Genomic DNA, 21,521 nt, shown 5'->3' with positions numbered 1-21,521 from the left:
TTAGTGTGGTGGTCCTGTCCGACCGGTGATCTTTTCGTGACCTTGCAGACCTTGACCGCCTTGCCGGTACGGACAGCGCAGCACCTTGGAGGTACCTGCCGTGTCGTCCTTGCCCGCCGCCGTGTCGGCCGCCGGTGCATCGCCGTCCCCGTCCCCCTCCGGTTCGACGCCTCCGGCCGTGCCGACGCTCCAGGACGCCCAGGAGAGCGCGACGAACGCGGCGAGCTGGGTCGAGCAGAACTGGTCGACGTGGCTCGCCATGGGGCTGCAGATCCTGCTGATCGTGGCCGTGGCGGTCGCGCTCAGAGCGGTGGTGCGGCGGGCGATCAGCAAGCTGATCGACCGGATGGGCCGTTCCGCGCAGGTGGACGGCGGCGCGCTGGGCGGGCTGCTGGTCAACGCCGAGCGGCGCCGGCAGCGGTCGGCCGCGATCGGGTCGGTGCTGCGCTCGGTGGCGAGTTTCCTGATCCTCGGCACGGCCGCGCTGATGGTGCTGGGCACCTTCAAGATCAACCTGGCGCCGCTGCTGGCCTCCGCCGGTGTCGCCGGTGTGGCGATCGGTTTCGGCGCCCGCAACCTGGTCACGGACTTCCTCTCCGGGGTCTTCATGATCCTGGAGGACCAGTACGGCGTCGGTGACGTGATCGACGCGGGGGTGGCCTCCGGCGAGGTGATCGAGGTCGGGCTGCGGGTGACCAAGCTGCGGGGCGCCGAAGGCGAGATCTGGTACGTCCGCAACGGCGAGGTCAAGCGGATCGGCAACCTCTCCCAGGGCTGGGCGACCGCCGGCGTCGACGTGACCGTGAAGGCGAGCGAGGACCTGGACAAGGTCAAGAGCACGCTGGACGAGGTCGCCGAGAAGATGAGCAAGGAAGAGCCCTGGAACGAGCTGCTGTGGGGCCGGATCGAGGTGCTCGGCCTGGACTCCGTGCTGATCGACTCCATGGTGGTCCGCGTCTCGGCGCGGACGATGCCGGGCAAGTCGGTGACGGTGGAGCGGGAGCTGCGCTGGCGCATCAAGCGGGCGTTCGACGCGGCGAGCATCCGGATCGTGGGCGGGGCGACGGCCGCCGAGGACCTGGAGGACACCCCGGACCCGGCGGCGGCGATGGCGGCCCCGTCGGTGTACTCCAACGCGGACTCCCCCCAGTCGGCGGCGGCCTCCCCGATCGCCGCGCAGCGCCCGTCACCACCGGCGAAGTAGGGGCACGGTTCAGCGGGCTCGTTCGAGCGAACACGCGGGGCATTCCGGGGCACGGGGTGCCCCGTCGTTGTGCCGGGGCGTCCGGAAACCGGTCCCATGACGCAGTCGTGACGCGTCCCCGACGAAAGATCGCCTTCACAGGAACCCCGCGTCGCCTCCGCATTTCGTGATCGCTTAGGGTCACCTCCACATCGGGCCCTTGCTCTGGAGCGCGACGCCGCCCGGGGGCCCGTCTCGAATGTGGGGAAACATGCGCAAGCTCGCCATAGGCGCCGCCCTGTCCGGCACCCTGGCACTGGCCGGCCTGGCCGCGCCCGCCGCCTCCGCGGCCGACGCGCCGGACCTGACGTTCGCGGGCGTGACCGTGAACAAGGGCAAGGCGGTGGTCGTCGGCACCACCAACACGGTGACCGTGCCGGTCTCGTACACCCTGACCCGCCCCAAGGACCTGGTCATCGACCAGGAGAAGAACATCCAGGCGGTGATGCTGTACCGCGGCACGCTGCGGTCGGTCGACAACGAGGTGGGCCCCGACGCCCCGCCCGTCTGCACCACGGCCGTCACCACGGACACGACGGTCACCGAGAACTGCACCGAGAAGATCGTCGTCGACCCGCAGGAGGCCCTGTTCGACGTCGCCGACGCCACCACGTGGAAGGCCGCGGGCGTCTACGGCCACAGCGACAGCGTCTTCTCGGACGACTACCTGCACAGCGAGAGCGACGTCACCATGTGGGGCAACCTCGCCTCGGTGAAGGTGCAGCGCGCCGCCCGGCTGACCGTGAACGCCACCCCCGAGCCCGCGGTCAAGGGCCGGACGCTCACCGTCAAGGGCAGCCTGACGCGGGCCGACTGGGAGTACGGCACGTACCGCGGCTACCAGGGGGTGAAGGTCGTCCTGCAGTTCAAGGCGGACGGCGGCTCCTACGCGAACGTCAAGGGCATCACCTCCGGTACCAAGGGCGCCCTGTCCACCACGGTGAAGGCGACCCGGAGCGGCACCTACCGCTTCGTCTTCGCCGGTACGGCCACCACGGCCGCGAAGACGTCCGCCGGCGACCACGTGACGGTCAAGTAGCCACCACGACCGCCGAGTAGACCCGGGCCCCGCACGGGCCCGCACGGCCACGCCCCCGAGGTAACGACTCTGTTGCCTCGGGGGCGCTGTCTATTGACGCCCCCTTCGTCCTGGGCTTACGTTCCTCCCACCCCAATAGGAAAGTTTCCTAACAGTGATCTCCAGGCGGCCGGTGATCAAGACTGGACGTCCTGCGCAGGTCACTGAGAAGCTGGGCGGCTGGAAAGGCAGGTGTCGACCCCATGGCAGGAACCGCCGGCACGCCGGGCACCCCGCGCGTCCTGCGCGCCATGAACGACCGCGCCGCCCTGGACCTCCTGCTGGAGCACGGGCCGCTGTCGCGCACCCGGATCGGCAAGCTCACCGGCCTGTCCAAGCCGACCGCCTCCCAGCTGCTGGCCCGCCTCGAAGCGGCCGGGCTGGTCCGGGTCACCGGCACCAGCGAGGGCCGGCCGGGCCCCAACGCCCAGCTGTACGCGGTCGATCCCGGTGCCGCGTACGCCGCCGGACTCGACGTCACCCCGCACCGCATCCGGGCTGCGGTCGCCGACGTCACCGGCCGCACGGTCGGCGAGCACGAGCTGCCCACCCCGGGCAGACGGCCCGCCCAGCCGGTCGTCCATCAGGTCACCGAAGCCCTCGACGGCGCCGTGAAGGCCGCCGGCCTCGCCCGGTCCGACGTGCACCGGCTGGTCATCGGCACCCCCGGCGCCTTCGACCCCAACACCGGGCGCCTGCGCTACGCCTCCCACCTGCCCGGCTGGCACTCCCCCACGCTGCTCGACGAACTCGCGGCGGCGCTCCCGATGCCGGTCGAGTACGAGAACGACGTCAACCTCGCGGCCATCGCCGAACAGCGGCTCGGCGCGGCCCGCGGCCACGCGGACTTCGTCCTGCTGTGGAACCAGGAGGGCCTCGGCGCCGCCCTGGTCCTCGGCGGCCGGCTGCACCGCGGCTGGACCGGCGGCGCCGGCGAGGTCGGCTTCCTGCCGGTGCCGGGCACCCCCCTCGTACGCCAGGTGACCAAGGCCAACAGCGGTGGCTACCAGGAGCTGGCCGGCTCCCAGGCGGTACCGAGGCTGGCCCGTGAACTCGGCATCACCGACATCCCGTCGGGGCAGTACACCGACGTGGCCGCCGCACTCGTGGCCCGCGCCGCCGATCACGCGGGCGGCCCCCACCGGGAGTTGCTCCAGACCTACGCGACCCGGCTGGCCACCGGTCTCGCCTCGCTCGTCTCCGTCCTCGACCCCGAACTCGTCGTACTCAGCGGCTCCGCCCTGACGGCCGGCGGCGAGGTGCTGCGCGCCCTCGTCCAGGCCGAGCTGGAGGAACTGGCGGCGGCCCGCCCCCGGCTGGTCGTCGGCGACGTCCACGAGCACCCCGTCCTGCGCGGCGCACTGGAATCGGCGCTCGCCACCACCCGCGACGAGGTCTTCGACACCTCGCGCTGAACCCCGCAACGCCCGGCAGCACCTCCGCAGCACCTCGGTAGCACCTCGGTAGCACCTTCCCCCGCTCACCCACACCGCCCCGGGAGACCTCGCCATGCCCGAAGCCATACCCTCCCTTGCCCGAAAGACGGCTTTTGCCCTGACCGCGTCGCTGGCTCTGCTGACCACCGCCTGTACCGGCCAGTCCGGCTCGGGCGCCACGGACGACGCCTCCAAGGACACGACGATCAACTTCTGGCACGCCTGGAGCGCCCCGAACGAGGTGAAGGCGGTCAAGTCCCTGGTCGCCGGCTTCGAGCGGGCACACCCCAACATCCATGTGAACGTCGTCGGCAACATGACCGACGACAAGATCAACCAGGCGCTGCGCTCCGGCGGCGACCGGGCGCCGGACGTGATCTCCTCCTTCACCACGAACAACGTGGGCAAGTTCTGCTCCTCGGGCGCGCTGGTCGATCTGAACCCCTTCTTCGAGAAGTCGAAGATCGATCCACGGACGACGTTCCCGAAGCCGATGAACGAGTACACCCAGTTCGACGGCAACCGCTGCACGGTCCCGCTGCTCGGCGACGCCTACGGGCTCTACTACAACAAGACCGCGTTCCGGAAGGCGGGCATCGCGAACCCGCCGAAGACCTGGTCGGAGTTCGCGGCCGACGCCAAGAAGCTGACCATCGCCCAGGGCGACTCCTACCAGCAGCTCGGCTTCATGCCGAACTACCACGGCTGGGAGTCGACGACCGAGCACTACTTCGGGCAGTTCTCGCCGACGTACTTCGGCAAGGACGGCAAGTCGGCCCTGGCGAAGGACCCGGCGTTCCGGAAGGGCTTCACGCTCCAGAAGAAGCTCGTGGACGAACTCGGCGGCTTCCAGAAGCTGGAGAAGTTCCGGGCCACCCTCGGCGACGAGTGGGGACCCAAGCACCCCTTCCACACCGGCCAGGTGGCCATGCAGCTCGACGGCGAGTGGCGGCTCGGCATGGCCGAGGAGGCCAAGCCGAAGTTCGAGATCGGTGTGGCCCCGCTGCCCGTGCCCGACGACCAGGCGGCGCAGTACGGCAAGGGCTACATCACCGGCACCATCGCCGGCATCGCCGCCAACAGCCACAAGCAGAACGCGGCCTGGGAACTGGTGAAGTACATGACCACCGACACCGACGCGGTGGTCGGCTTCGCCAACGGCATCCACAACGTGCCCTCCACCCTGGCGGCGCTGAAGTCGCCGAAGCTGAAGTACGACCCGCGGTTCAAGACGTTCCTGGACATCGCCGCGAACCCGCACTCCACCACGACGCCCGCCTCCATCAACGGCGGTGTCTACCTGGTGACGATCCAGCAGTTCGGCTACGACTACGAGAGCGGCAGGGCCACCGATCTGAAGGCCGGTCTGAAGGAGACGGCCGCGCAGATCGACACGGACATCGCGCAGGCGAAGTAGCCCATGACCACGCTCACTGCGCGATCGAGGCGCCGGCGCTCGGCGCTGCGGACACTCGCCTTCATGTCGCCCTGGCTGATCGGCTTCGGGGTCTTCTTCGCCTACCCGCTGATCTCCACGGTCTACTTCTCCTTCATGCACTACGACGGCTTCCGGCCGCCGACCTGGAGCGGGGGCAAGAACTGGGCCTACGTCTTCCGGCACTACCCGCTCTTCTGGCCCGCCCTGCGCAACACCCTGTGGCTGGTCGTGATCATGGTGAGCCTGCGCGTGGTGTTCGGGCTCGGCATCGGCCTGCTCATCACGAAGATCAGGTCAGGCACGGGCGTCTTCCGCACCCTGTTCTACCTGCCCTACCTGGCCCCTCCGGTCGCGGCCACCATGGCCTTCGCCTTCCTGCTCAACCCCGGCACCGGACCCGTCGACTCGGTCCTGGAGAAGCTGGGCGTGCCGGCACCGGGCTGGTTCAACGACCCCACCTGGTCCAAGCCGGCGCTGACCCTGCTGGCGCTGTGGGGCGTGGGCGACCTGATGGTCATCTTCATGGCCGCGCTGCTCGACGTGCCGAAGGAGCAGTACGAGGCCGCGGAGCTGGACGGCGCCTCGGCCTGGCAGCGCTTCCGGTACGTCACGCTCCCGAACATCTCCCCCATCGTGATGTTCGCGGTGGTCACCGGCGTGATCCAGACGATGCAGTACTACACGCAGCCGCTGGTCGCCGGGAAGGTCGCCTCGGGCGTGATCCAGGGCGCCGGCACCCAGTTCGAGCCCGGCTACCCGGACAAGTCCACGCTCACCCTCCCCCAGCTCGTCTACAACCTCGGCTTCCAGCGCTTCGACTACGGGTCCGCCTGCGTGGTGGCACTGGTGCTCTTCGCCCTGTCGATGGCGTTCACCACGCTGCTGATGCGGCGCCGGGGCGGCCTCCTCCAGGCAGGTGACTGACCATGACCCACGTACTGGACCAGCCGGTCAAGCCGGCAGCCCCGGTGCCGTACGGCGCCGAACGCACCGCCCGCCGCCGCGCCCTGCTGGAGTGGATCGCGGTCCACTCCCTCGGCGTCGCCGCCGCGCTGTTCTTCACCCTGCCGTTCGTGTTCGTGTTCCTGACCTCGCTGATGAGCGACAGCCAGGCCCTCAGCCGGGACCTGGTCCCGCACACCTGGGAATGGGGCAACTACCGGAAGGTCTTCGACACCCCCGGCTTCCTCACCTGGTGGCGCAACACCCTGCTCTACGCGGGTCTCGGCACCGTCCTGACGGTGGTGTCCTCCGTCCCGGTGGCCTACGCGCTCGCCAAGTTCCGCTTCCGGGGCCGCAATCTGTCCCTCATGCTGGTCATCTCGATGATGATGCTGCCCCCGCAGGTGGTCATCATCCCCATGTACCTGTTCTGGGCGAAGCAGCTGGACCTGTCCGGCACGCTGTGGCCGCTGATCGTCCCGATGGCGTTCGGGGACGCGTTCTCCATCTTCCTGCTGCGCCAGTTCCTGATGACGATCCCGAACGAGTACCTGGACGCGGCGCGCGTGGACGGCTGCGGGGACCTGCGGACCCTGCTGAAGGTCGTCCTGCCCATGGCCAGGCCCGGGATCGCCGCCGTGGCCCTCTTCCAGTTCTTCTACGCCTGGAACGACTACTTCGGCCCGCAGATCTACGCCTCGGAGAACCCCGCTGCCTGGACGCTGAGTTACGGCCTGGAGTCCTTCAAGGGTGCCCACCACACCGACTGGAACCTCACCATGGCGGCGACGGTGCTGGTCATGGCCCCCGTGATCCTCGTGTTCTTCTTCGCCCAGAAGGCGTTCGTCGAGGGCGTCACCCTCACCGGAGTAAAGGGTTGATCCACGTATGAAACTCACCGTGGTCGGCGGCGGCTCGACCTACACCCCCGAACTCATCGACGGCTTCGCCCGCCTCAGGGACACCCTGCCCATCGAGGAACTGGTCCTCGTGGACCCGGCGGCGGACCGCCTGGAACTCGTCGGCGGCCTGGCCCGCCGCATCTTCGCCCGGCAGGGCCACGCGGGGCGGATCGTGGCCACCTCCGACCTGGACGCGGGCGTGGACGGCGCCGACGCCGTCCTGCTCCAGCTGCGGGTCGGCGGTCAGGCGGCCCGGCAGCAGGACGAGACCTGGCCGCTGGAGTGCGGCTGCATCGGCCAGGAGACCACCGGCGCGGGCGGCCTCGCCAAGGCGCTGCGCACGGTCCCGGTGGTCCTGGACATCGCCGAACGCGTCCGCCGCGCCAACCCCCGCGCCTGGATCGTCGACTTCACCAACCCCGTCGGCATCGTCACCCGCGCCCTGCTCCAGGCCGGGCACCGCGCGGTCGGCCTGTGCAACGTGGCGATCGGCTTCCAGCGCAAGTTCGCCGGCCTGCTGGGTGTGAGCCCCGCGGACGTCCACCTCGGCCACGTCGGCCTGAACCACCTCACCTGGGAGACGGAGGTCCGGCTGGGCGGCCCGGAGGGCGAGAACGTCCTGCCCAAGCTGCTCGGCGAGCACGGTGACGCGATCGCCGACGACGTCCGCCTGCCGCGCCCGCTCCTGGACCGCCTGGGCGTGGTCCCCTCCTACTACCTGCGGTACTTCTACGCCCACGACGAGGTCGTGCGCGAACTGCGCACCAAGCCTTCCCGGGCAGCAGAAGTCGCCGCCATGGAGGCGGAGTTGCTGCGCATGTACGGCGATCCGTCGCTGGACGAGAAGCCGGCCCTGCTGGCGAAGCGAGGGGGCGCCTACTACTCGGAGGCGGCCGTGGACCTCGCGGCGGCGCTGCTGGGCGGCGGCGGCAGCCCCTACCAGGTGGTCAACACCCTCAACCGGGGCACGCTGCCGTTCCTGCCCGACGACGCGGTGATCGAGGTGCAGGCCGCGGTCGGCCCGTCGGGCCCCGCGCCGCTGCCGGTGCCCGACCTCGACCCGCTGTTCTCGGGCCTCGTCGCGAACGTGACCGCCTACGAGGACCTCGCCCTGGAGGCCGCGGTGCGCGGCGGCCGGGACCGGGTCTTCCGCGCCCTCCTCGCCCATCCGCTGATCGGCCAGTACGCGTACGCCGAGACCCTCACCGACCAGCTGATCGCACACAACCGGGAGCACCTGGCGTGGGCCTGACCGCACCTGAGACCGCGCGCGTCCTCGCCGTCGACGCGGGCAACAGCAAGACCGACGTGGCCGTGGTCACCGCCGCCGGAGAGGTGCTGGCCACGGCACGCGGCGGCGGCTTCCGTCCGCCCGTGGTCGGTGTGGCGGCCGCGCTGGACGCGCTGGCCGAACCGGTGGCCCGGGCGTTCGCCGACGCGGGCGTGACGTCCGTCGACCACGTCTCCGCCTGCCTGGCCAACGCCGACCTGCCGGTCGAGGAGGAGCAGCTGGCGACCGCCCTCCGGGCACGCGCGTGGGGGCCGGCGGTGGAGGTCCGCAACGACACCTTCGCGATCCTGCGGGCCGGTGTGTCCGAGCCCCGCGGGGTCGCGGTCGTCTGCGGCGCCGGCATCAACTGCGTCGGTATGCGCCCCGACGGCCGCACGGCCCGCTTCCCGGCGATCGGCCGGATCTCCGGGGACTGGGGCGGCGGCTGGGGGCTGGCCGAGGAGGCGCTGTGGCACGCGGCGCGCGCGGAGGACGGCCGGGGCGGGCCGACGGCCCTGTCCCGCACGCTCCCGGCGCACTTCGGCCTGCCGTCCATGCACGCCCTCATCGAGGCGCTCCACCTGGAGCACATCGGGCACGACCGGCGGCACGAGCTGGCCCCGGTCCTCTTCGCGACGGCCGCCGAGGGCGACGGCCGGGCCCGCGCCATCGTCACCCGGCTCGCGGAGGAGGTGACGGTGATGGCCACCGTCGCGCTGACCCGCCTGGGCCTCCTGGAGGAGGAGACACCGGTCCTGCTCGGCGGGGGCGTCCTGACGGCGGGCCACGCCCAGCTGGACGACACCGTCCGCGAGCTGCTGGCCGCCCGTGCCCCGAAGGCCGACGTCCGCGTGGTGACGGCGAGCCCGGTCCTCGGCGCGGTGCTGCTGGGCCTGGACCGGCTGGGGGCGGGCGTGGAGGCGCAGGAGCGTGCCCGGGGCCACTGGGAGACGGGACATCCCTGATCACAGGGGCCGCGCCGCCCGGAACCGAACACACGCTCCCGGCGTGTACATGAGCGGCGCACGCTGCGATCCGATCAAGATCCAGTGAAGGCCGGTGCGGAATGTCGGTCCGTGCGGCGATACTTGGCGGCGTACGGATGACCATGGGGGAGGTCGAGTGACACACCCGCCGAAGAGCGCGAGCCCGCCAGCGGTGGGGCCCGGCATGCCCGCGGCCCCCGGCATCCCCGCCCAGTCCGCCCGGCCGGCCCCCGCGTCCGCCCCCGTCTCCCCCATTCCGCCCGGCCGCCGTACCGCCTTCGCCGAGGGCGTCGACCGCGTCCGGGCCGCCGCGACGACCGAGCCCGGGCGGCTGCGGATCATCGGAGCCGTACTCGCCCTGCTCGTCGTCGCGTTCGGCGCGGTCACCGCCTGGCAGAGCAGTGAGCGGGCGGCCGCCGCCGACGACGTGCTGCACAGCAGCCAGCCGCTCAGCTCCGGCGCGGCCGCCATCTACCGGTCGCTGGCGGACGCCAACACGACGGCGTCCAGCGGGTTCCTCGCGGGCGGTCAGGAGAGCGCCGCCTCCCGCGACCGGTACGAGAAGGACATCCGTACCGCCGCCTCGGGCCTCGTGACCGCCGCCGCCAACGCCGAGCCCGGCTCGGCCTCCGAGGCCACCATCGCCAAGCTGAACCGGCTGCTGCCCGAGTACAAGGGCCTCATCGAGCGGGCCCGGACCTACAACCGGCAGGGCTATCCGGTCGGCGGTGCCTATCTGCGGTACGCCAACGAGAAGATGCAGACGCGGATGCTCCCGGCGGCGGAGGACCTCTACACCAAGGAGAACCAGCGGCTCGACGCCGACTACGCGGACGCGACGCCGTACCCGTGGGCCGCCATCGCCCTCGGTCTGCTCGCGCTGGCCGCGCTCGGCTGGGCCCAGCACCGCACCTACCGGCGCACCAACCGCGTCCTCAACCACGGTCTGGTGGCCGGCAGCGCCGCCACCGCGGTGGTGCTGCTGTGGCTGGTCGTCGGGCACACGATCGCCCGGTCCGGCCTCGACGGCTCCTACGACAACGGTATCCGCTCGCTGAGCGTCCTGCACGACGCCCGGATCGCCTCGCTGAAGGCGCGCGGCAACGAGAACCTGAGCCTGGTGGCGCGCGGAGCCGAGACCATCACGGTCGGCGGAAAGCCGTACGACGCGTACTACTACGACTTCGACAAGGACATGGCCGTGCTCGGCAAGGGACTGAGCCGGGCGGCGACGCTCGCCGACGACCGGGCGGGCACCACCCCGGTCAAGGCGGCCGAGGGCAACATGGCGGTGTGGAAGCAGCGCCACGCCTCGGCCCGCGCCGAGGACGAGAACGGCAACTTCCAGCAGGCGCTGGACAAGGTGATCGGCGCGAAAGGGGCGACCGGTGAGTGCTTCGACAGCGTCGACGCCAACCTCGCCCGGGCCATCGACCACGAGCAGGCCGAGTTCCAGCGGTCCGCCGGCCACGGACGGGACGCCATGACCGGGCTCCCCGTGGGCGCGGCGGTCCTCGCGGTGCTGGGCGCGGCCGGTGCCGTGGCCGGCATCGGGCGCAGGCTTTCGGAGTACCGGTGACAGGGGGCGCAGCGATGTACGCGGCACGTGCACGGGCCTCCCTGCGGGGCTGGGGCGGGGTCGGCGCGATGGCGGTGCTGTGCGCGCTGGCGCTGGCGTTCGTCCTGCTGCTGCCCCGCACCCAGGCGCCTGTCGGGGACAGCCGGGTGGGGCAGCGGGTGGTCACCGGCAGCCAGGCCCGCGCGGACGGCTGCAAGGACTCCGAGGCGCAGAAGCAGACGCTGTCGCCGTCCGGCGCGGACGGTCCGACGATCGATGCCATCAAGGCCCGTACGGGCGCCAAGCGCAAGCTGGTCGTCGGCGTCGACCAGAACAGCTACCACTGGGGCTACCGCAACCCGAACACCGAGGGCGCGGAACTGGAGGGCTTCGACATCGACCTGGTGCGCCGGATCGCGCAGGACATCCTCGGCGACCCGGACGCCGTGCAGTTCAAGGCGATACCGACCAGCCAGCGCATACCGGCGATCCAGGACGGCCGGGTGGACATGGTCGTACGGACCATGACCATCACCTGCGACCGTCTGTCGCAGGTGGCGTTCTCGGCGCCCTACTTCAAGACGGGTCAGCAGGTCCTCGCGCCCAAGTCCTCGCCGATCAAGGGTTACGGCGGCTCCCTCGCGCACAAGAAGGTCTGCACGGCGGCCGGTTCGACCGCGTACACCAAGCTGGACGCGGACCGGAAGGCCGGCGAGCTGCCCGCCTCCACCGACATCTCCACCACCGTGCCGAACCAGCTCGACTGCCTGGTGCGGCTGCAACTCGGCGAGGTGGACGCCGTGGTGACCGACGGCGCGCTCGCCGCGAGCCAGGCCGCCCAGGACCCGACCGTCGAACTCAAGGGCGAGGCCTTCACGACCGAGTACTACGGCGTGGCGATGAAGAAGGACGCCACCGATCTGGTACGCCGGGTCAACCGCATCCTGGTGGACTATCACGAGCACGGCTGGCAGGCGTCATACGACAAATGGCTGTCGGCGACACTGGGGAAGGACTCGGCGGCGTCCGAGCCGCCCGCGCCGCAGTATCTGCGCACGAGCTGAACGCCGTGATGGACGACAGGCCGACCGGACAGCAAGCGAGAGGTGATCGATGGGCGTCACGGACCCCGCCGGGCCGGTGATGGACCGGGACGAGGTGGACCGTGCGCTGGCGCGGCTCGGCCAGGAGCACGAGGCGATCGAGACCTCGCTGCTTGCGCTGCAGGACCATGCGGGCCGCAGACTCCTCGAGGGTGCCGAACTGACCGGTCTCACCAAGGAGCGCTGGCAGGCCGCCGACGCCCGGATCACCCTGCTGTGGGGGTACTTCGACGCCTACGCGGACGCATTGCGCGCCGCCCGCGAGATCCGTGCCCGGCGCCGCTGGTCCAGCCGCGAGGACCTGGTGGAGCTGACCGAGCGGCTGCGCGGCGAGTCCGTCACCGTCGCCGGGGACGGCACGCTGAGCGAGACGTTCACGCTGTCCTCCCTGGTGGACCGGATGAACGAGCTGTACGCGACGAGCCTGGACATGGTCGTCGCCGCGGACGCCGTCTGGTCGGCGCTGCCCGCCCGGATCGATTTACTCGCCGCGGAGCTCCAGCGCACCCGCAGGCTCGCGCACTCCGTCGGCGTCCGCCCGGGCGAGCACCCCTCCGGTGACGACCTGGAGCGGATCACCCGCACGCTGACCAAACTGCGCGAGGACGTCGTCTCCGACCCGCTCGCGTTCTGGGTGCCCGCCGAGGGCAGTTCGGCGCCCGGCGGGGGCCGCCCGGACACCACGGTGTACGACCGGGAGGCGCGCGCCCTGGAGGACGTGCGGCGGGAGATCGACGCCGTGCTCACCGTCCGGCAGGACGCCGAGGCGCGGCTGATCCGGCTGCGGGACGTGCTCTCACGCGCCGACCGCACCCTCGCCGAGGCCCGCACGGCGCGCGGCGAGGTGCTGGCGAAGATCGCCGCCACCGAGGTGCCGGTGGTCAGCGGTCCGCCGACCGTGCTGCAGGAGCAGCTGGCGACGGCCGCCGAGTACCGCAGGCAGGCGCAGTGGCACCGGCTGTCCCCGCTGCTGGAGTCCCTGGAGCAGAAGGCGGAGGACGAACTGCTGCGCGCCCGCGAGTCGCTGACCGCGGTCACCGCACCGCTCGCGGTCCGCGCCGAGCTGCGCGGCCGGCTCGACGCCTACCGGGCGAAGGTCGCCCGGCACGGACTCGCCGAGGACCCGTTCCTGATCGAGCGGTACGACGCGGCCCGGCGGATGCTGTGGAGCGCGCCCTGCGATCTGCGGGTGGCCGAACAGGCCGTGCTGCGCTACCAGCGGCTGGCGACCGAGCTGCTCGGCGGCCCGGGGGCGCCGGAGGACCGTAAGGGGGACCAGTCATGAGTCAGCCGGGGCAGACGTGCCAGCGGCCGGGCTGCGAGGGGACGTACGAGGACGTCGGCGGCGGCGAGCTGTACTGCGACACCTGCGGTCTCGCGCCCGTGGTGGCCGCGAACGGCATGGTCGGCTCGCCGCCCACCGGTGTCACCAGGGGCGCGGCGGACAGCGGCAGTTCGCGCAGCGCGCGGACCTCCTCGCAGTCGTCCAAGTCGCGCCGCTCGGTGTCCGGGCGGCTCTCCCGGTCCCTGTCGGGGAAGTCGACCGGCCGCTCGGTGTCGGTGCGCAGCTCCGGCTCCGCGTCCGGTACGTCGACGCGCGGCCGGCTGGGCGCCGGTCTGGTGAGCGTGCCGCAGGTGCCGCGGCCGGACCCGCGCGCGATGGTGCTGGCGAACCCGGAGGTGCCGGAGCGGAAGCGGTTCTGCTCGCGGTCGGACTGCGGGGCGCCGGTCGGCCGGGCCCGGGGCGAGCGGCCGGGCCGCACGGAGGGCTTCTGCACCAAGTGCGGGCACCCGTACTCCTTCGTGCCGAAGCTGAAGGCCGGGGACATCGTGCACGGCCAGTACGAGGTGGCGGGCTGCCTCGCGCACGGCGGGCTCGGCTGGGTCTACCTGGCGGTGGACCGTGCGGTGTCCGACCGGTGGGTGGTGCTGAAGGGTCTGCTGGACACCGGCGACCAGGACGCGATGGCCGCCGCGATCTCCGAGCGGCGCTTCCTCGCGGAGATCGAGCACGCCAACATCGTGCGGATCTACAACTTCGTCGAGCACCTCGACCAGCGCACCGGCTCCCTCGACGGCTACATCGTCATGGAGTACGTCGGCGGCAAGTCGCTCAAGGAGATCGCGAACGCCCGCCGCACGCCGGACGGCAGGCGCGACCCGCTGCCGGTGGAGCAGGCCTGCGCGTACGGCATCGAGGCGCTGGAGGCGCTCGGTCATCTGCACAGCCGCAACCTGCTGTACTGCGACTTCAAGGTCGACAACGCCATCCAGACCGAGGACCAGCTCAAGCTGATCGACATGGGCGCCGTGCGCCGCATGGACGACGACGAGTCGGCGATCTACGGCACGGTCGGCTACCAGGCGCCGGAGGTCGCCGAGGTCGGCCCGTCCGTGGCGAGCGACCTGTACACGGTGGGCCGTACGCTCGCGGTGCTGACGTTCGACTTCCAGGGCTACACGAACGTCTTCGTGGACTCGCTGCCCGACCCGGACAACATCGAGGTCTTCCGCCGGTACGAGTCCTTCTACCGGCTGCTGGTCCGTGCCACCGATCCGGACCCGGCCCGCCGGTTCGCCTCCGCGCAGGAGATGTCCGAGCAGCTGACCGGCGTCCTGCGTGAGGTCGTCTCGCTGCAGACCGGGCAGGCGCGGCCCGCGCTGTCGACGCTGTTCGGGCCCGAACTGCGGGTCACGGACACGGAGTTGTTCCCGCGCCTGGCAGGGGACGTGTCCCGGCTGGGGAGCCGGCCGGGAGGCACCGCCGGGTCCGCGCCCGTCCTGCCGCCGCCGTCCCTGGTCAGGCCCGTCGACGTGCCGGCCGCCGCGCTCGCCCTGCCGGTCCCGCTGGTCGACCCGAACGACGCCGACGCCGGTTTCCTCGCGGGCCTGATGGCCTCCGCCCCGGCCGAGCTGATCAGCGCGCTGGACGCGGCGCCCGCCCGGACCGTGGAAACCCGGCTGCGGCTGATCCGCGCCCGGCTGGAGAGCGGCGACCAGGGGGCCGCCGCGTCGGCCCTGGCCGAGCTGGACGAGGAACGGCCGGACGACTGGCGAGTGGTGTGGTACCGGGGTGTGACCGCCCTGGTCACCGGTGACCACGAGGGCGCCGCGCTCGCCTTCGACGCGATCTACGACGCCTTCCCCGGCGAGGCCGCGCCCAAGCTGGCGCTCGGTCTGTGCGCGGAGGTGCTGGGCCAGTTGGACAATGCCGCCGAGTACTACCACCTGGTGTGGGCGACCGATCCGAGCTTCGTGAGCACGGCCTTCGGCCTGGCCCGGGTGCAGCTCGCGGCCGGGGACCGGCACAGCGCCGTGACGACGCTGGAGTCGGTGCCGGAGTCCTCCATCCACTACACGGCCGCCCGGGTCGCCGCCGTCCGGGCACGGCTCAGACAGCGCACGGCGACCGCCGGTGACGTACCGTTCCTGGACGACCTGACCGCCGCCGCCGGACAGGTCGAGGCGCTCCAGGCGTACGGTCTCGACCCGGCGCGCCGCGAGCAGTTGTCGGTGGAGGTGCTCGGTTGCGCACTGGACTGGATACTCTCCGGAGGCCAGGGCACCGCCCCGCCGGCCGCCGGCGGACGGGTGCTGCTGGGCAGCGGCCTGGACGAGCGGGGTCTCCGCTTCGGCCTGGAGCGCGCCTACCGCACGCTGGCCCGGCTGGCGCCCGGCGGCGACGAGAGGATCGAACTGGTGGAACGGGCCAACCGTTACCGCCCCCGGACGTGGGTGTAGTTGATGTCGCAGATGCCCCAGCAGGCCGCACTGCCGAAGTGCCCGAGCTGCGCGGAACCCGTCGAGACGGGTGACCTGTTCTGCGGAGCGTGCGGTCACGACCTATCGGTGGTGCCCGCCGCGCCGCAGGACCTTCCGACGCTCACCATGACCGGGTCCGCCGCGGCCGGGGACGGCGTGGACTGGCCGGCCCCGGAGCCGGCCGGCTCCGGCGGCACCCCGCCCGCGGCGCATCTGCCGACCGACCTGGCGGGCACCGACTCGGGTGGCAAGCCCCTGCCCGCCGACGGGGAACCGGCCACGCCCGGTGTCCGCTTCGACCGGCCGGCCGAGCCCGACGAGTACCCGCTGCAGGCACCCGACCCGCGGGCGTCCGCCGATGTCGCCGCGGCCGCCGTACCGGCGCAGGTGTGTGTGGCCTGCCGGGCGGGCCGGGTGGACAGCGACGGCTACTGCGAGAACTGCGGGCACGCCCAGCCCCGCGAACGCGACCACATGGAGCGGGAGTCGGGTCCGGTCGCCGTCGTCAGCGACCGCGGGCTGCGTCACCACCGCAACGAGGACTCCTTCGCCGTGGCTCACACCACGCTGCCCGACGGCACGCCCGCGGCGCTGGCCGTCGTCTGCGACGGGGTCTCCTCGGCGACCCGGCCCGACGACGCCTCGATGGCCGCCTCCCGGGTGGCCGGGGACACCCTGCTGGCCGCCCTGCCACGGGGCACCCATCCGCAGGCGGCCATGCACGAGGCGATCGTCGCCGCGGCGCAGGCCGTCAACGCGCTCGCCGAGGAGCCGGCCACGGCCCGCGAGCACTCCCCGCACCAGAACGCCCCGGCCTGCACGATCGTCGGCGCGGTCGTCACCTCCGGGCTGCTGGTCGTCGGCTGGGTCGGCGACAGCCGCGTCTACTGGGTGCCCCGCGACGCCGACGCGCCCCCGGCCCGGCTGACCGAGGACGACTCCTGGGCCGCGCAGATGGTCGCCGCCGGCCTGATGAGCGAGGCCGAGGCGTACGCCGACGAGCGCGCGCACGCCATCACCGGCTGGCTCGGCGCGGACGCCTACGAACTGGAGCCGCACACCGCCTCCTTCAAACCGGACCGCCCCGGTGTCCTGGTGGTGTGCACCGACGGCCTGTGGAACTACGCCGAGACGGCCGAGGAGATGTCCGAGATCGTGCCCCCGGACGCGGCGGTACGACCGCTGCACAGCGCCCGGGTGCTCGTGGGGCACGCCCTGGACGGCGGGGGCCACGACAACGTAACAGTGGCGGTCCTGCCGTTCCCGGCGCCTCCGCAGGGGGCAGTATCGGCCTGAGGCCGTACAAAACGGCGTGCACGACGCCGTGGGGGACGGGGAAGCGGCGGCGGGCCGGAGGGGACCGGCCCGTCCACACCACCGCCTCGCGTCAGCGGGGTGCTGTCTAGGGGGAGTCGAACAAGCATGGCCATTTTCGCCAAGTCGAACGTGCCGCAGTTCTCGATGGACGTCTACCAGAACGAGTACCTGCCGGAGGGCGGCCGCGAGGTCAACGCCATCGTCACCGTGACGGCGACGGGCGGCGGCACCGTCGGCAGCGCGATCGCCGCGCCGGTGTACACGGCGGGCGGGCGCCCCTCCGCCGCGGTGGCGATCATGGTCGACTGCTCCGGCTCCATGGACTACCCGCCGACCAAGATGCGCAACGCCCGGGACGCCACGGCCGCAGCGGTCGACACCCTGCGCGACGGCACCCATTTCGCGGTGATCGGCGGCACGCACGTGGCGCAGGAGGTCTATCCGGGCGGCGGGCGGCTCGCGGTCGCCGACGCCGCCACCCGCGAGCAGGCCAAGCGGGCCCTGCGGCGACTCAGCGCGGGCGGCGGTACGGCCATCGGGACCTGGCTGCGGCTCGCCGACCGGCTGCTGTCCTCCGCGGACGTCACCATCCGGCACGGCATCCTGCTCACCGACGGCCGCAACGAGCACGAGTCGCCGGAGGACCTGAGGGCCGCGCTGGAGGCGTGCGCGGGCCGGTTCACCTGTGACGCGCGGGGCGTGGGCACCGACTGGGAAGTGAAAGAAGTCACAGGGATCGCCTCGGCGCTGCTCGGCACCGCCGACATCGTGGCCGATCCGGCGGGGCTGGCCGCCGACTTCACGCGGATGATGGAGACGGCGATGGGCAAGGAGGTCGCCGACGTCGCCCTGCGGGTGTGGACGCCGGTCGGCACCACCATCCGGTACGTCAAGCAAGTCGCGCCCACCGTGGCGGACTTGACCGGCAGACGCACCGAGGCCGGGCCGCGCGCCGGGGACTACCCCACCGGGTCCTGGGGTGACGAGTCCCGCGACTACCACCTGTGCGTGGAGGTCCCGGCGGCCGGTCTCGGTCAGGAGATGCTCGCCGCCCGGGTCTCGCTCGTCGTCCCGCAGCCGGACGGGTCGGCGCAGAACCTCGGCGCCCAGGGTCTCGTACGGGCCGTGTGGACCGACGACATGGCGGCCTCCACGTCGATCAACCCCCAGGTCGCCCACTACACCGGGCAGGCCGAACTGGCACAAGCCATCCAGCAAGGGCTCGATCTGCGCAAAGCGGGCGATTTCGACGGAGCAACGGCGAAACTGGGGCGCGCTGTTCAGCTCGCCAATGTCTCGGGGAACGCGGATACTGCGAAACTGCTTGCGAAGGTGGTGGACGTGGTCGACGCCGCGACAGGTACTGTGCGGTTGAAGACGAGGGTCGCGGAGGCGGACGAGATGACTCTGGAGACCCGGTCCACAAAGACTGTTCGTGTAAAGAAGTGACGCTGGAAGCGATCCGAGCCATCCAGACCGACCCTTAGGAGAAGGGGAAGCACCGACATGCCGACCTGCCCGAACGGACACCAGTCGGGTTCCGACGACTGGTGCGAGGTCTGCGGTCACCGCATGGCCGGTGCCGTACCTCCGCCCCCTCCGCCGCCCCCGCCCGCCGGCGGTTACGGTTTCCCTCCGCCGCAGGGCGGCCAGCCCGGCGGCCGCCCGCAGCCGGGCGCGCCCGAGCCGGAGCTGTGCCCGCAGTGCCGTACGCCCCGGGAGGGCGGTGCGCCGTTCTGCGAGGAGTGCCGGTGGAACTTCCTGACCAACACGGCCACCTCGTACACGCCGGCCGCCCCGCGCCCGGCGCAGCCCCGCTTCGAGCCGCCGAGCGCGACGTACGGCGGCGGTGACTCGTACGAGTACCAGGGCTCGCGGCCCTCGCAGATGAACCGGCCCGCCGAGCCGATCCCGTCCTTCGGCAGCGAGCCGTCGGGCCCGACGCCGTTCGGCGGCGAGCGCCGCCCGGCCGGCCCGCCGACCTCGCCGGGCCCCTCGGGCCCGGCGCAGGGCTTCGGCGGCGGCCCCGGCCAGGGCCCCGGCGGCCCGTCCGGCTACGGCGGTCCCGGCCAGGGCCCGGCTGCCGGTGGCCCGTCCGGCTACGGCGGTGGTCCCGGTCAGAATCCCGGTTTCGGCCAGGGGCCCGGCGGCCCCTCCGGTCCGCCGCCCTTCGGCCGTGAGCCGTCCGGCCCGCCCCAAGGCCCCGGCGCCCCCGGCCCCTCGGCGTTCGGCGGCGACCCGTCGCGTCCGAACCCGTCCGCCGGTCCCGGCGGAGCCCCGCAGGCGTACCAGCAGTCCGGGCCGCCCGCCCCGCCCGCGTTCCCGCAGGAGACCGGCCGCCCCGGCGGCCCGTCCGCCGGCGGCGCGCCCTTCGGCGGCGGTGACGACGACTGGGTGCTCTCCCCGCCGTCGTCCACCGGCCCGTCCGGCCCGTCGGGTCAGGGCGGCGGCTACGGCTACCCGCAGCCCGGCGGCACCCAGGCCCCGTCCGGCCCCGGCTTCCCGCAGCAGCGGGCCACCTGGACCGCGACCATCGGTCCGGACCGCGACTACTTCATGGCGATGATGCACCGCTCCGGCCCCGAGGCCGCGGGTCTGAACCTGCCCGCGTACTCCCCGGAGCAGCAGCGCACGCTCACCGGCAACCAGGTCACCATCGGCCGCCGCCGGCACTCCACCGGCGACACCCCCGACGTCGACCTGTCGGTGCCGCCGGAGGACCCGGGTGTCTCGCACCAGCACGCGGTGCTGGTGCAGCAGCCGGACGGCACGTGGGCGGTCGTCGACCAGAACTCGACGAACGGCACCACGGTGAACATGGGTGAGGAACCGATCCAGCCGTTCGTGCCGGTCCCGCTGCAGGACGGCGACCGGGTGCACGTGGGCGCCTGGACGACGATCACGATCCGCCGGGGCTGAGAACCGCCGGGCGCCCGGGTCCAGGGGGCGCGCCCGTCAGGGCAGCGCCCACAGGTACGGCCCCTCGGGGTCGTCCAGCCAGGCCCAGGCGTGCTCGCCGTCGACCGTGACGCCGTACCGTCCGCGGTCCGGCTCCCCCTCGCGCTCCCACAGCGCGTGGGCCTCCAGCGGATCGAGCGCGCCCCGCGTCAGCGCGAGCAGGAAGCGGAACGGCTCCTGCTCGCGGGCCCGGGCCGGCAGTCCGGTCAGGGACACCTCCTCCGGCTCCGCCCGCCCCTCGCCGCGCAGCGGTACGAAGAAGGCGGCCGAGGGCAGGAAGCGGCCCTCGGCGTGCTCGGCGTCCCGCACGGTGAGCGCCAGCAGACCGGTGGCCAGCGGGGTGAGGATCCGGGCCCCGGGGCGGCACTGGGCGAGCCAGGCGCGCGGCACGGTGGACAGCGCGCAGGTGGCGATGATCCGGTCGAAGGGGGCGCGCTCGGGCACCCCGCGCGCTCCGTCGCCGGTGACGACCGGCGGACGGTGGCCGGCGGCGGCCAGGTGCTGCCGGGCCGACTCGGTGATCTCCGGTTCGAGGTCGATGGTGGTGACGAGGTCGTCGTCGCCGAGCCGGTGGGCGAGCAGCGCCGCGTTGTAGCCGGTGCCCGCGCCCACCTCCAGGACCCGGTCGCCGTCCCCGACGCGCAGGGCGACCAGCATCCGCGCCATCAGTGAGGGCTGGCTGCTGGAGGAGAGCAGTTCGCCGTCGCGCAGCCGGGTGGCCAGCGGCACGTCCTCGTAGGCGCCGCGCACCCAGCGTTCCCTGGCCCCCGGGTCGGGGCTCTCGCCCCAGCGGCGCTCGTAGCCGCCCCTGCCCGCCACGTAGTAGTAGGGCACGAACAGGTGCCGGGGCACCTCGGCGAACGCCTCCCGCCACACCGGGTCCTCCGCCCAGGCGCCGTCGGCGTCGATCTCCCGCACCAGGGCGGCCCGCTCCGCGGCGGCGAGGCCGTCGATCTCCGTGTCGTGGGCGCCCATGGGTCCACAGTAGGGTCGCGCCGCCCGCTGCGGTCCTAAGTCCCGAGTCCTCGGTCGGCGGGTCTGAGACCATGGAGGGGTGAATGAGATTCGGCGCGGCACGCTTCAGGAGCAGACCTTCTACGAGCAGGTCGGCGGGGAGGAGACCTTCCGCCGGCTCGTGCACCGTTTCTACGAGGGTGTCGCCGGGGACCCGCTCCTCAAGCCGATGTACCCCGAGGAGGACCTGGGTCCGGCCGAGGAGCGGCTCACCCTGTTCCTGATGCAGTACTGGGGCGGCCCCACCACGTACAGCGAGAACCGCGGCCACCCCCGGCTGCGCATGCGCCACGTCCCGTTCGTCGTGGACCGGGCGGCGCACGACGCCTGGCTGCGGCACATGCGGGTGGCCGTCGACGAGCTCGGTCTGTCCGAGGAGCACGAGCGGACGCTGTGGAACTACCTGACCTACGCGGCCCAGTCGATGATCAACACCCCGGAGTGATCTGGCGTCTCCCACCCGCTGATCACGGGTCACTGACCGGTCGTCACTGAAGGCCGGATTCCGGTCACC

The 21,521-nt window shown here is 72.5% G+C and carries 17 protein-coding genes; 16 read left to right on the top strand and 1 reads right to left on the bottom strand.

The genetic code is table 11. The annotated features are described in order from the left end of the window. Positions 1 to 100: 100 nt before the first annotated feature. From BLW57_RS25200 to BLW57_RS25130, 15 genes are all read left to right on the top strand, one after another. On the top strand, positions 101 to 1,204 hold the full coding sequence (locus BLW57_RS25200; protein ID WP_093477610.1) for a mechanosensitive ion channel family protein: 1,104 nt from the start codon (positions 101 to 103) through the stop codon (positions 1,202 to 1,204). A 250-nt stretch (positions 1,205 to 1,454) separates the two neighbouring features. Continuing rightward, entirely contained in the window at positions 1,455 to 2,282 is an 828-nt protein-coding gene (locus BLW57_RS25195) for a hypothetical protein (RefSeq protein ID WP_093477609.1), read from the top strand. Positions 2,283 to 2,524: 242 nt separating this feature from the next. After that, the gene (locus BLW57_RS25190) at positions 2,525 to 3,736 is read left to right on the top strand and encodes an ROK family transcriptional regulator (RefSeq protein ID WP_093477608.1); all 1,212 of its coding nucleotides are present in this window, start codon (positions 2,525 to 2,527) and stop codon (positions 3,734 to 3,736) included. A gap of 94 nt (positions 3,737 to 3,830) precedes the next feature. Further along, positions 3,831 to 5,174 carry an ABC transporter substrate-binding protein gene (locus BLW57_RS25185; protein ID WP_176985710.1) on the top strand — a complete coding sequence of 448 codons (1,344 nt, stop codon included), beginning with the start codon at positions 3,831 to 3,833 and terminating at the stop codon, positions 5,172 to 5,174. 3 nt (positions 5,175 to 5,177) lie between these two features. Further along, positions 5,178 to 6,119 (top strand): carbohydrate ABC transporter permease, encoded by a 942-nt coding sequence (locus BLW57_RS25180; protein ID WP_093477607.1) that lies wholly within the window; start codon positions 5,178 to 5,180, stop codon positions 6,117 to 6,119. 2 nt (positions 6,120 to 6,121) lie between these two features. Continuing rightward, positions 6,122 to 7,018, top strand: coding sequence for a carbohydrate ABC transporter permease (locus BLW57_RS25175; protein ID WP_093477606.1), 897 nt, complete (start codon positions 6,122 to 6,124; stop codon positions 7,016 to 7,018). 7 nt (positions 7,019 to 7,025) lie between these two features. Continuing rightward, entirely contained in the window at positions 7,026 to 8,291 is a 1,266-nt protein-coding gene (locus BLW57_RS25170; protein ID WP_093477605.1) for a 6-phospho-beta-glucosidase, read from the top strand. Then, the gene (locus BLW57_RS25165) at positions 8,282 to 9,274 is read left to right on the top strand and encodes an N-acetylglucosamine kinase (RefSeq protein WP_093477604.1); all 993 of its coding nucleotides are present in this window, start codon (positions 8,282 to 8,284) and stop codon (positions 9,272 to 9,274) included. The genes BLW57_RS25170 and BLW57_RS25165 overlap by 10 nt, the downstream gene beginning before the upstream one ends. 205 nt (positions 9,275 to 9,479) lie before the next feature. Then, positions 9,480 to 10,874 carry a hypothetical protein gene (locus BLW57_RS25160; RefSeq protein ID WP_176985709.1) on the top strand — a complete coding sequence of 465 codons (1,395 nt, stop codon included), beginning with the start codon at positions 9,480 to 9,482 and terminating at the stop codon, positions 10,872 to 10,874. Between the two features lie 14 nt (positions 10,875 to 10,888). Further along, positions 10,889 to 11,917 (top strand): glutamate ABC transporter substrate-binding protein, encoded by a 1,029-nt coding sequence (locus tag BLW57_RS25155; RefSeq protein ID WP_093477603.1) that lies wholly within the window; start codon positions 10,889 to 10,891, stop codon positions 11,915 to 11,917. A 49-nt stretch (positions 11,918 to 11,966) separates the two neighbouring features. Further along, positions 11,967 to 13,241, top strand: a complete 1,275-nt coding sequence (locus BLW57_RS25150; RefSeq protein WP_093477602.1) for a coiled-coil domain-containing protein — start codon at positions 11,967 to 11,969, stop codon at positions 13,239 to 13,241. Continuing rightward, positions 13,238 to 15,697, top strand: a complete 2,460-nt coding sequence (locus BLW57_RS25145; RefSeq protein ID WP_093477601.1) for a serine/threonine-protein kinase — start codon at positions 13,238 to 13,240, stop codon at positions 15,695 to 15,697. The genes BLW57_RS25150 and BLW57_RS25145 overlap by 4 nt, the downstream gene beginning before the upstream one ends. Positions 15,698 to 15,700: 3 nt before the next feature. After that, a complete protein-coding gene (locus BLW57_RS25140) occupies positions 15,701 to 17,014 on the top strand; it encodes a PP2C family protein-serine/threonine phosphatase (protein ID WP_093477600.1) in 1,314 nt (437 codons plus the stop codon). A gap of 126 nt (positions 17,015 to 17,140) precedes the next feature. Continuing rightward, positions 17,141 to 18,484 (top strand): vWA domain-containing protein, encoded by a 1,344-nt coding sequence (locus tag BLW57_RS25135; protein WP_093477594.1) that lies wholly within the window; start codon positions 17,141 to 17,143, stop codon positions 18,482 to 18,484. A 57-nt stretch (positions 18,485 to 18,541) separates the two neighbouring features. After that, positions 18,542 to 19,954, top strand: a complete 1,413-nt coding sequence (locus tag BLW57_RS25130; RefSeq protein WP_093477593.1) for an FHA domain-containing protein — start codon at positions 18,542 to 18,544, stop codon at positions 19,952 to 19,954. Between the two features lie 36 nt (positions 19,955 to 19,990). Here the strand turns inward: BLW57_RS25130 and BLW57_RS25125 are convergent, their stop codons facing one another. Then, complete coding sequence (locus tag BLW57_RS25125) at positions 19,991 to 20,968, bottom strand: methyltransferase domain-containing protein (RefSeq protein WP_093477592.1); 978 nt, start codon at positions 20,966 to 20,968, stop codon at positions 19,991 to 19,993. A 79-nt stretch (positions 20,969 to 21,047) separates the two neighbouring features. Between BLW57_RS25125 and BLW57_RS25120 the strand changes: the two genes are divergently transcribed. After that, positions 21,048 to 21,452, top strand: a complete 405-nt coding sequence (locus BLW57_RS25120; RefSeq protein WP_073894039.1) for a globin — start codon at positions 21,048 to 21,050, stop codon at positions 21,450 to 21,452. The last annotated feature ends 69 nt before the right edge of the window (positions 21,453 to 21,521 follow it).

Source organism: Streptomyces sp. 1222.5, assembly GCF_900105245.1.
In the GTDB taxonomy this organism is placed as follows: Bacteria; Actinomycetota; Actinomycetes; order Streptomycetales; family Streptomycetaceae; genus Streptomyces; species Streptomyces albidocamelliae.
This window is presented reverse-complemented; position numbering and strand designations above follow the sequence as displayed.

What these genes read in the sequence shown, in the direction of transcription:
- BLW57_RS25125 (WP_093477592.1), bottom strand. Translation starts at nt 20,968, where the DNA reads ATGGGCGCCCACGACACGGAGATCGACGGCCTCGCCGCCGCGGAGCGG.
- BLW57_RS25175 (WP_093477606.1), top strand. Translation starts at nt 6,122, where the DNA reads ATGACCCACGTACTGGACCAGCCGGTCAAGCCGGCAGCCCCGGTGCCG.
- BLW57_RS25145 (WP_093477601.1), top strand. Translation starts at nt 13,238, where the DNA reads ATGAGTCAGCCGGGGCAGACGTGCCAGCGGCCGGGCTGCGAGGGGACG.
- BLW57_RS25130 (WP_093477593.1), top strand. Translation starts at nt 18,542, where the DNA reads ATGCCGACCTGCCCGAACGGACACCAGTCGGGTTCCGACGACTGGTGC.
- BLW57_RS25150 (WP_093477602.1), top strand. Translation starts at nt 11,967, where the DNA reads ATGGGCGTCACGGACCCCGCCGGGCCGGTGATGGACCGGGACGAGGTG.
- BLW57_RS25190 (WP_093477608.1), top strand. Translation starts at nt 2,525, where the DNA reads ATGGCAGGAACCGCCGGCACGCCGGGCACCCCGCGCGTCCTGCGCGCC.
- BLW57_RS25170 (WP_093477605.1), top strand. Translation starts at nt 7,026, where the DNA reads ATGAAACTCACCGTGGTCGGCGGCGGCTCGACCTACACCCCCGAACTC.
- BLW57_RS25195 (WP_093477609.1), top strand. Translation starts at nt 1,455, where the DNA reads ATGCGCAAGCTCGCCATAGGCGCCGCCCTGTCCGGCACCCTGGCACTG.
- BLW57_RS25155 (WP_093477603.1), top strand. Translation starts at nt 10,889, where the DNA reads ATGTACGCGGCACGTGCACGGGCCTCCCTGCGGGGCTGGGGCGGGGTC.
- BLW57_RS25160 (WP_176985709.1), top strand. Translation starts at nt 9,480, where the DNA reads ATGCCCGCGGCCCCCGGCATCCCCGCCCAGTCCGCCCGGCCGGCCCCC.
- BLW57_RS25140 (WP_093477600.1), top strand. Translation starts at nt 15,701, where the DNA reads ATGTCGCAGATGCCCCAGCAGGCCGCACTGCCGAAGTGCCCGAGCTGC.
- BLW57_RS25180 (WP_093477607.1), top strand. Translation starts at nt 5,178, where the DNA reads ATGACCACGCTCACTGCGCGATCGAGGCGCCGGCGCTCGGCGCTGCGG.
- BLW57_RS25135 (WP_093477594.1), top strand. Translation starts at nt 17,141, where the DNA reads ATGGCCATTTTCGCCAAGTCGAACGTGCCGCAGTTCTCGATGGACGTC.
- BLW57_RS25185 (WP_176985710.1), top strand. Translation starts at nt 3,831, where the DNA reads ATGCCCGAAGCCATACCCTCCCTTGCCCGAAAGACGGCTTTTGCCCTG.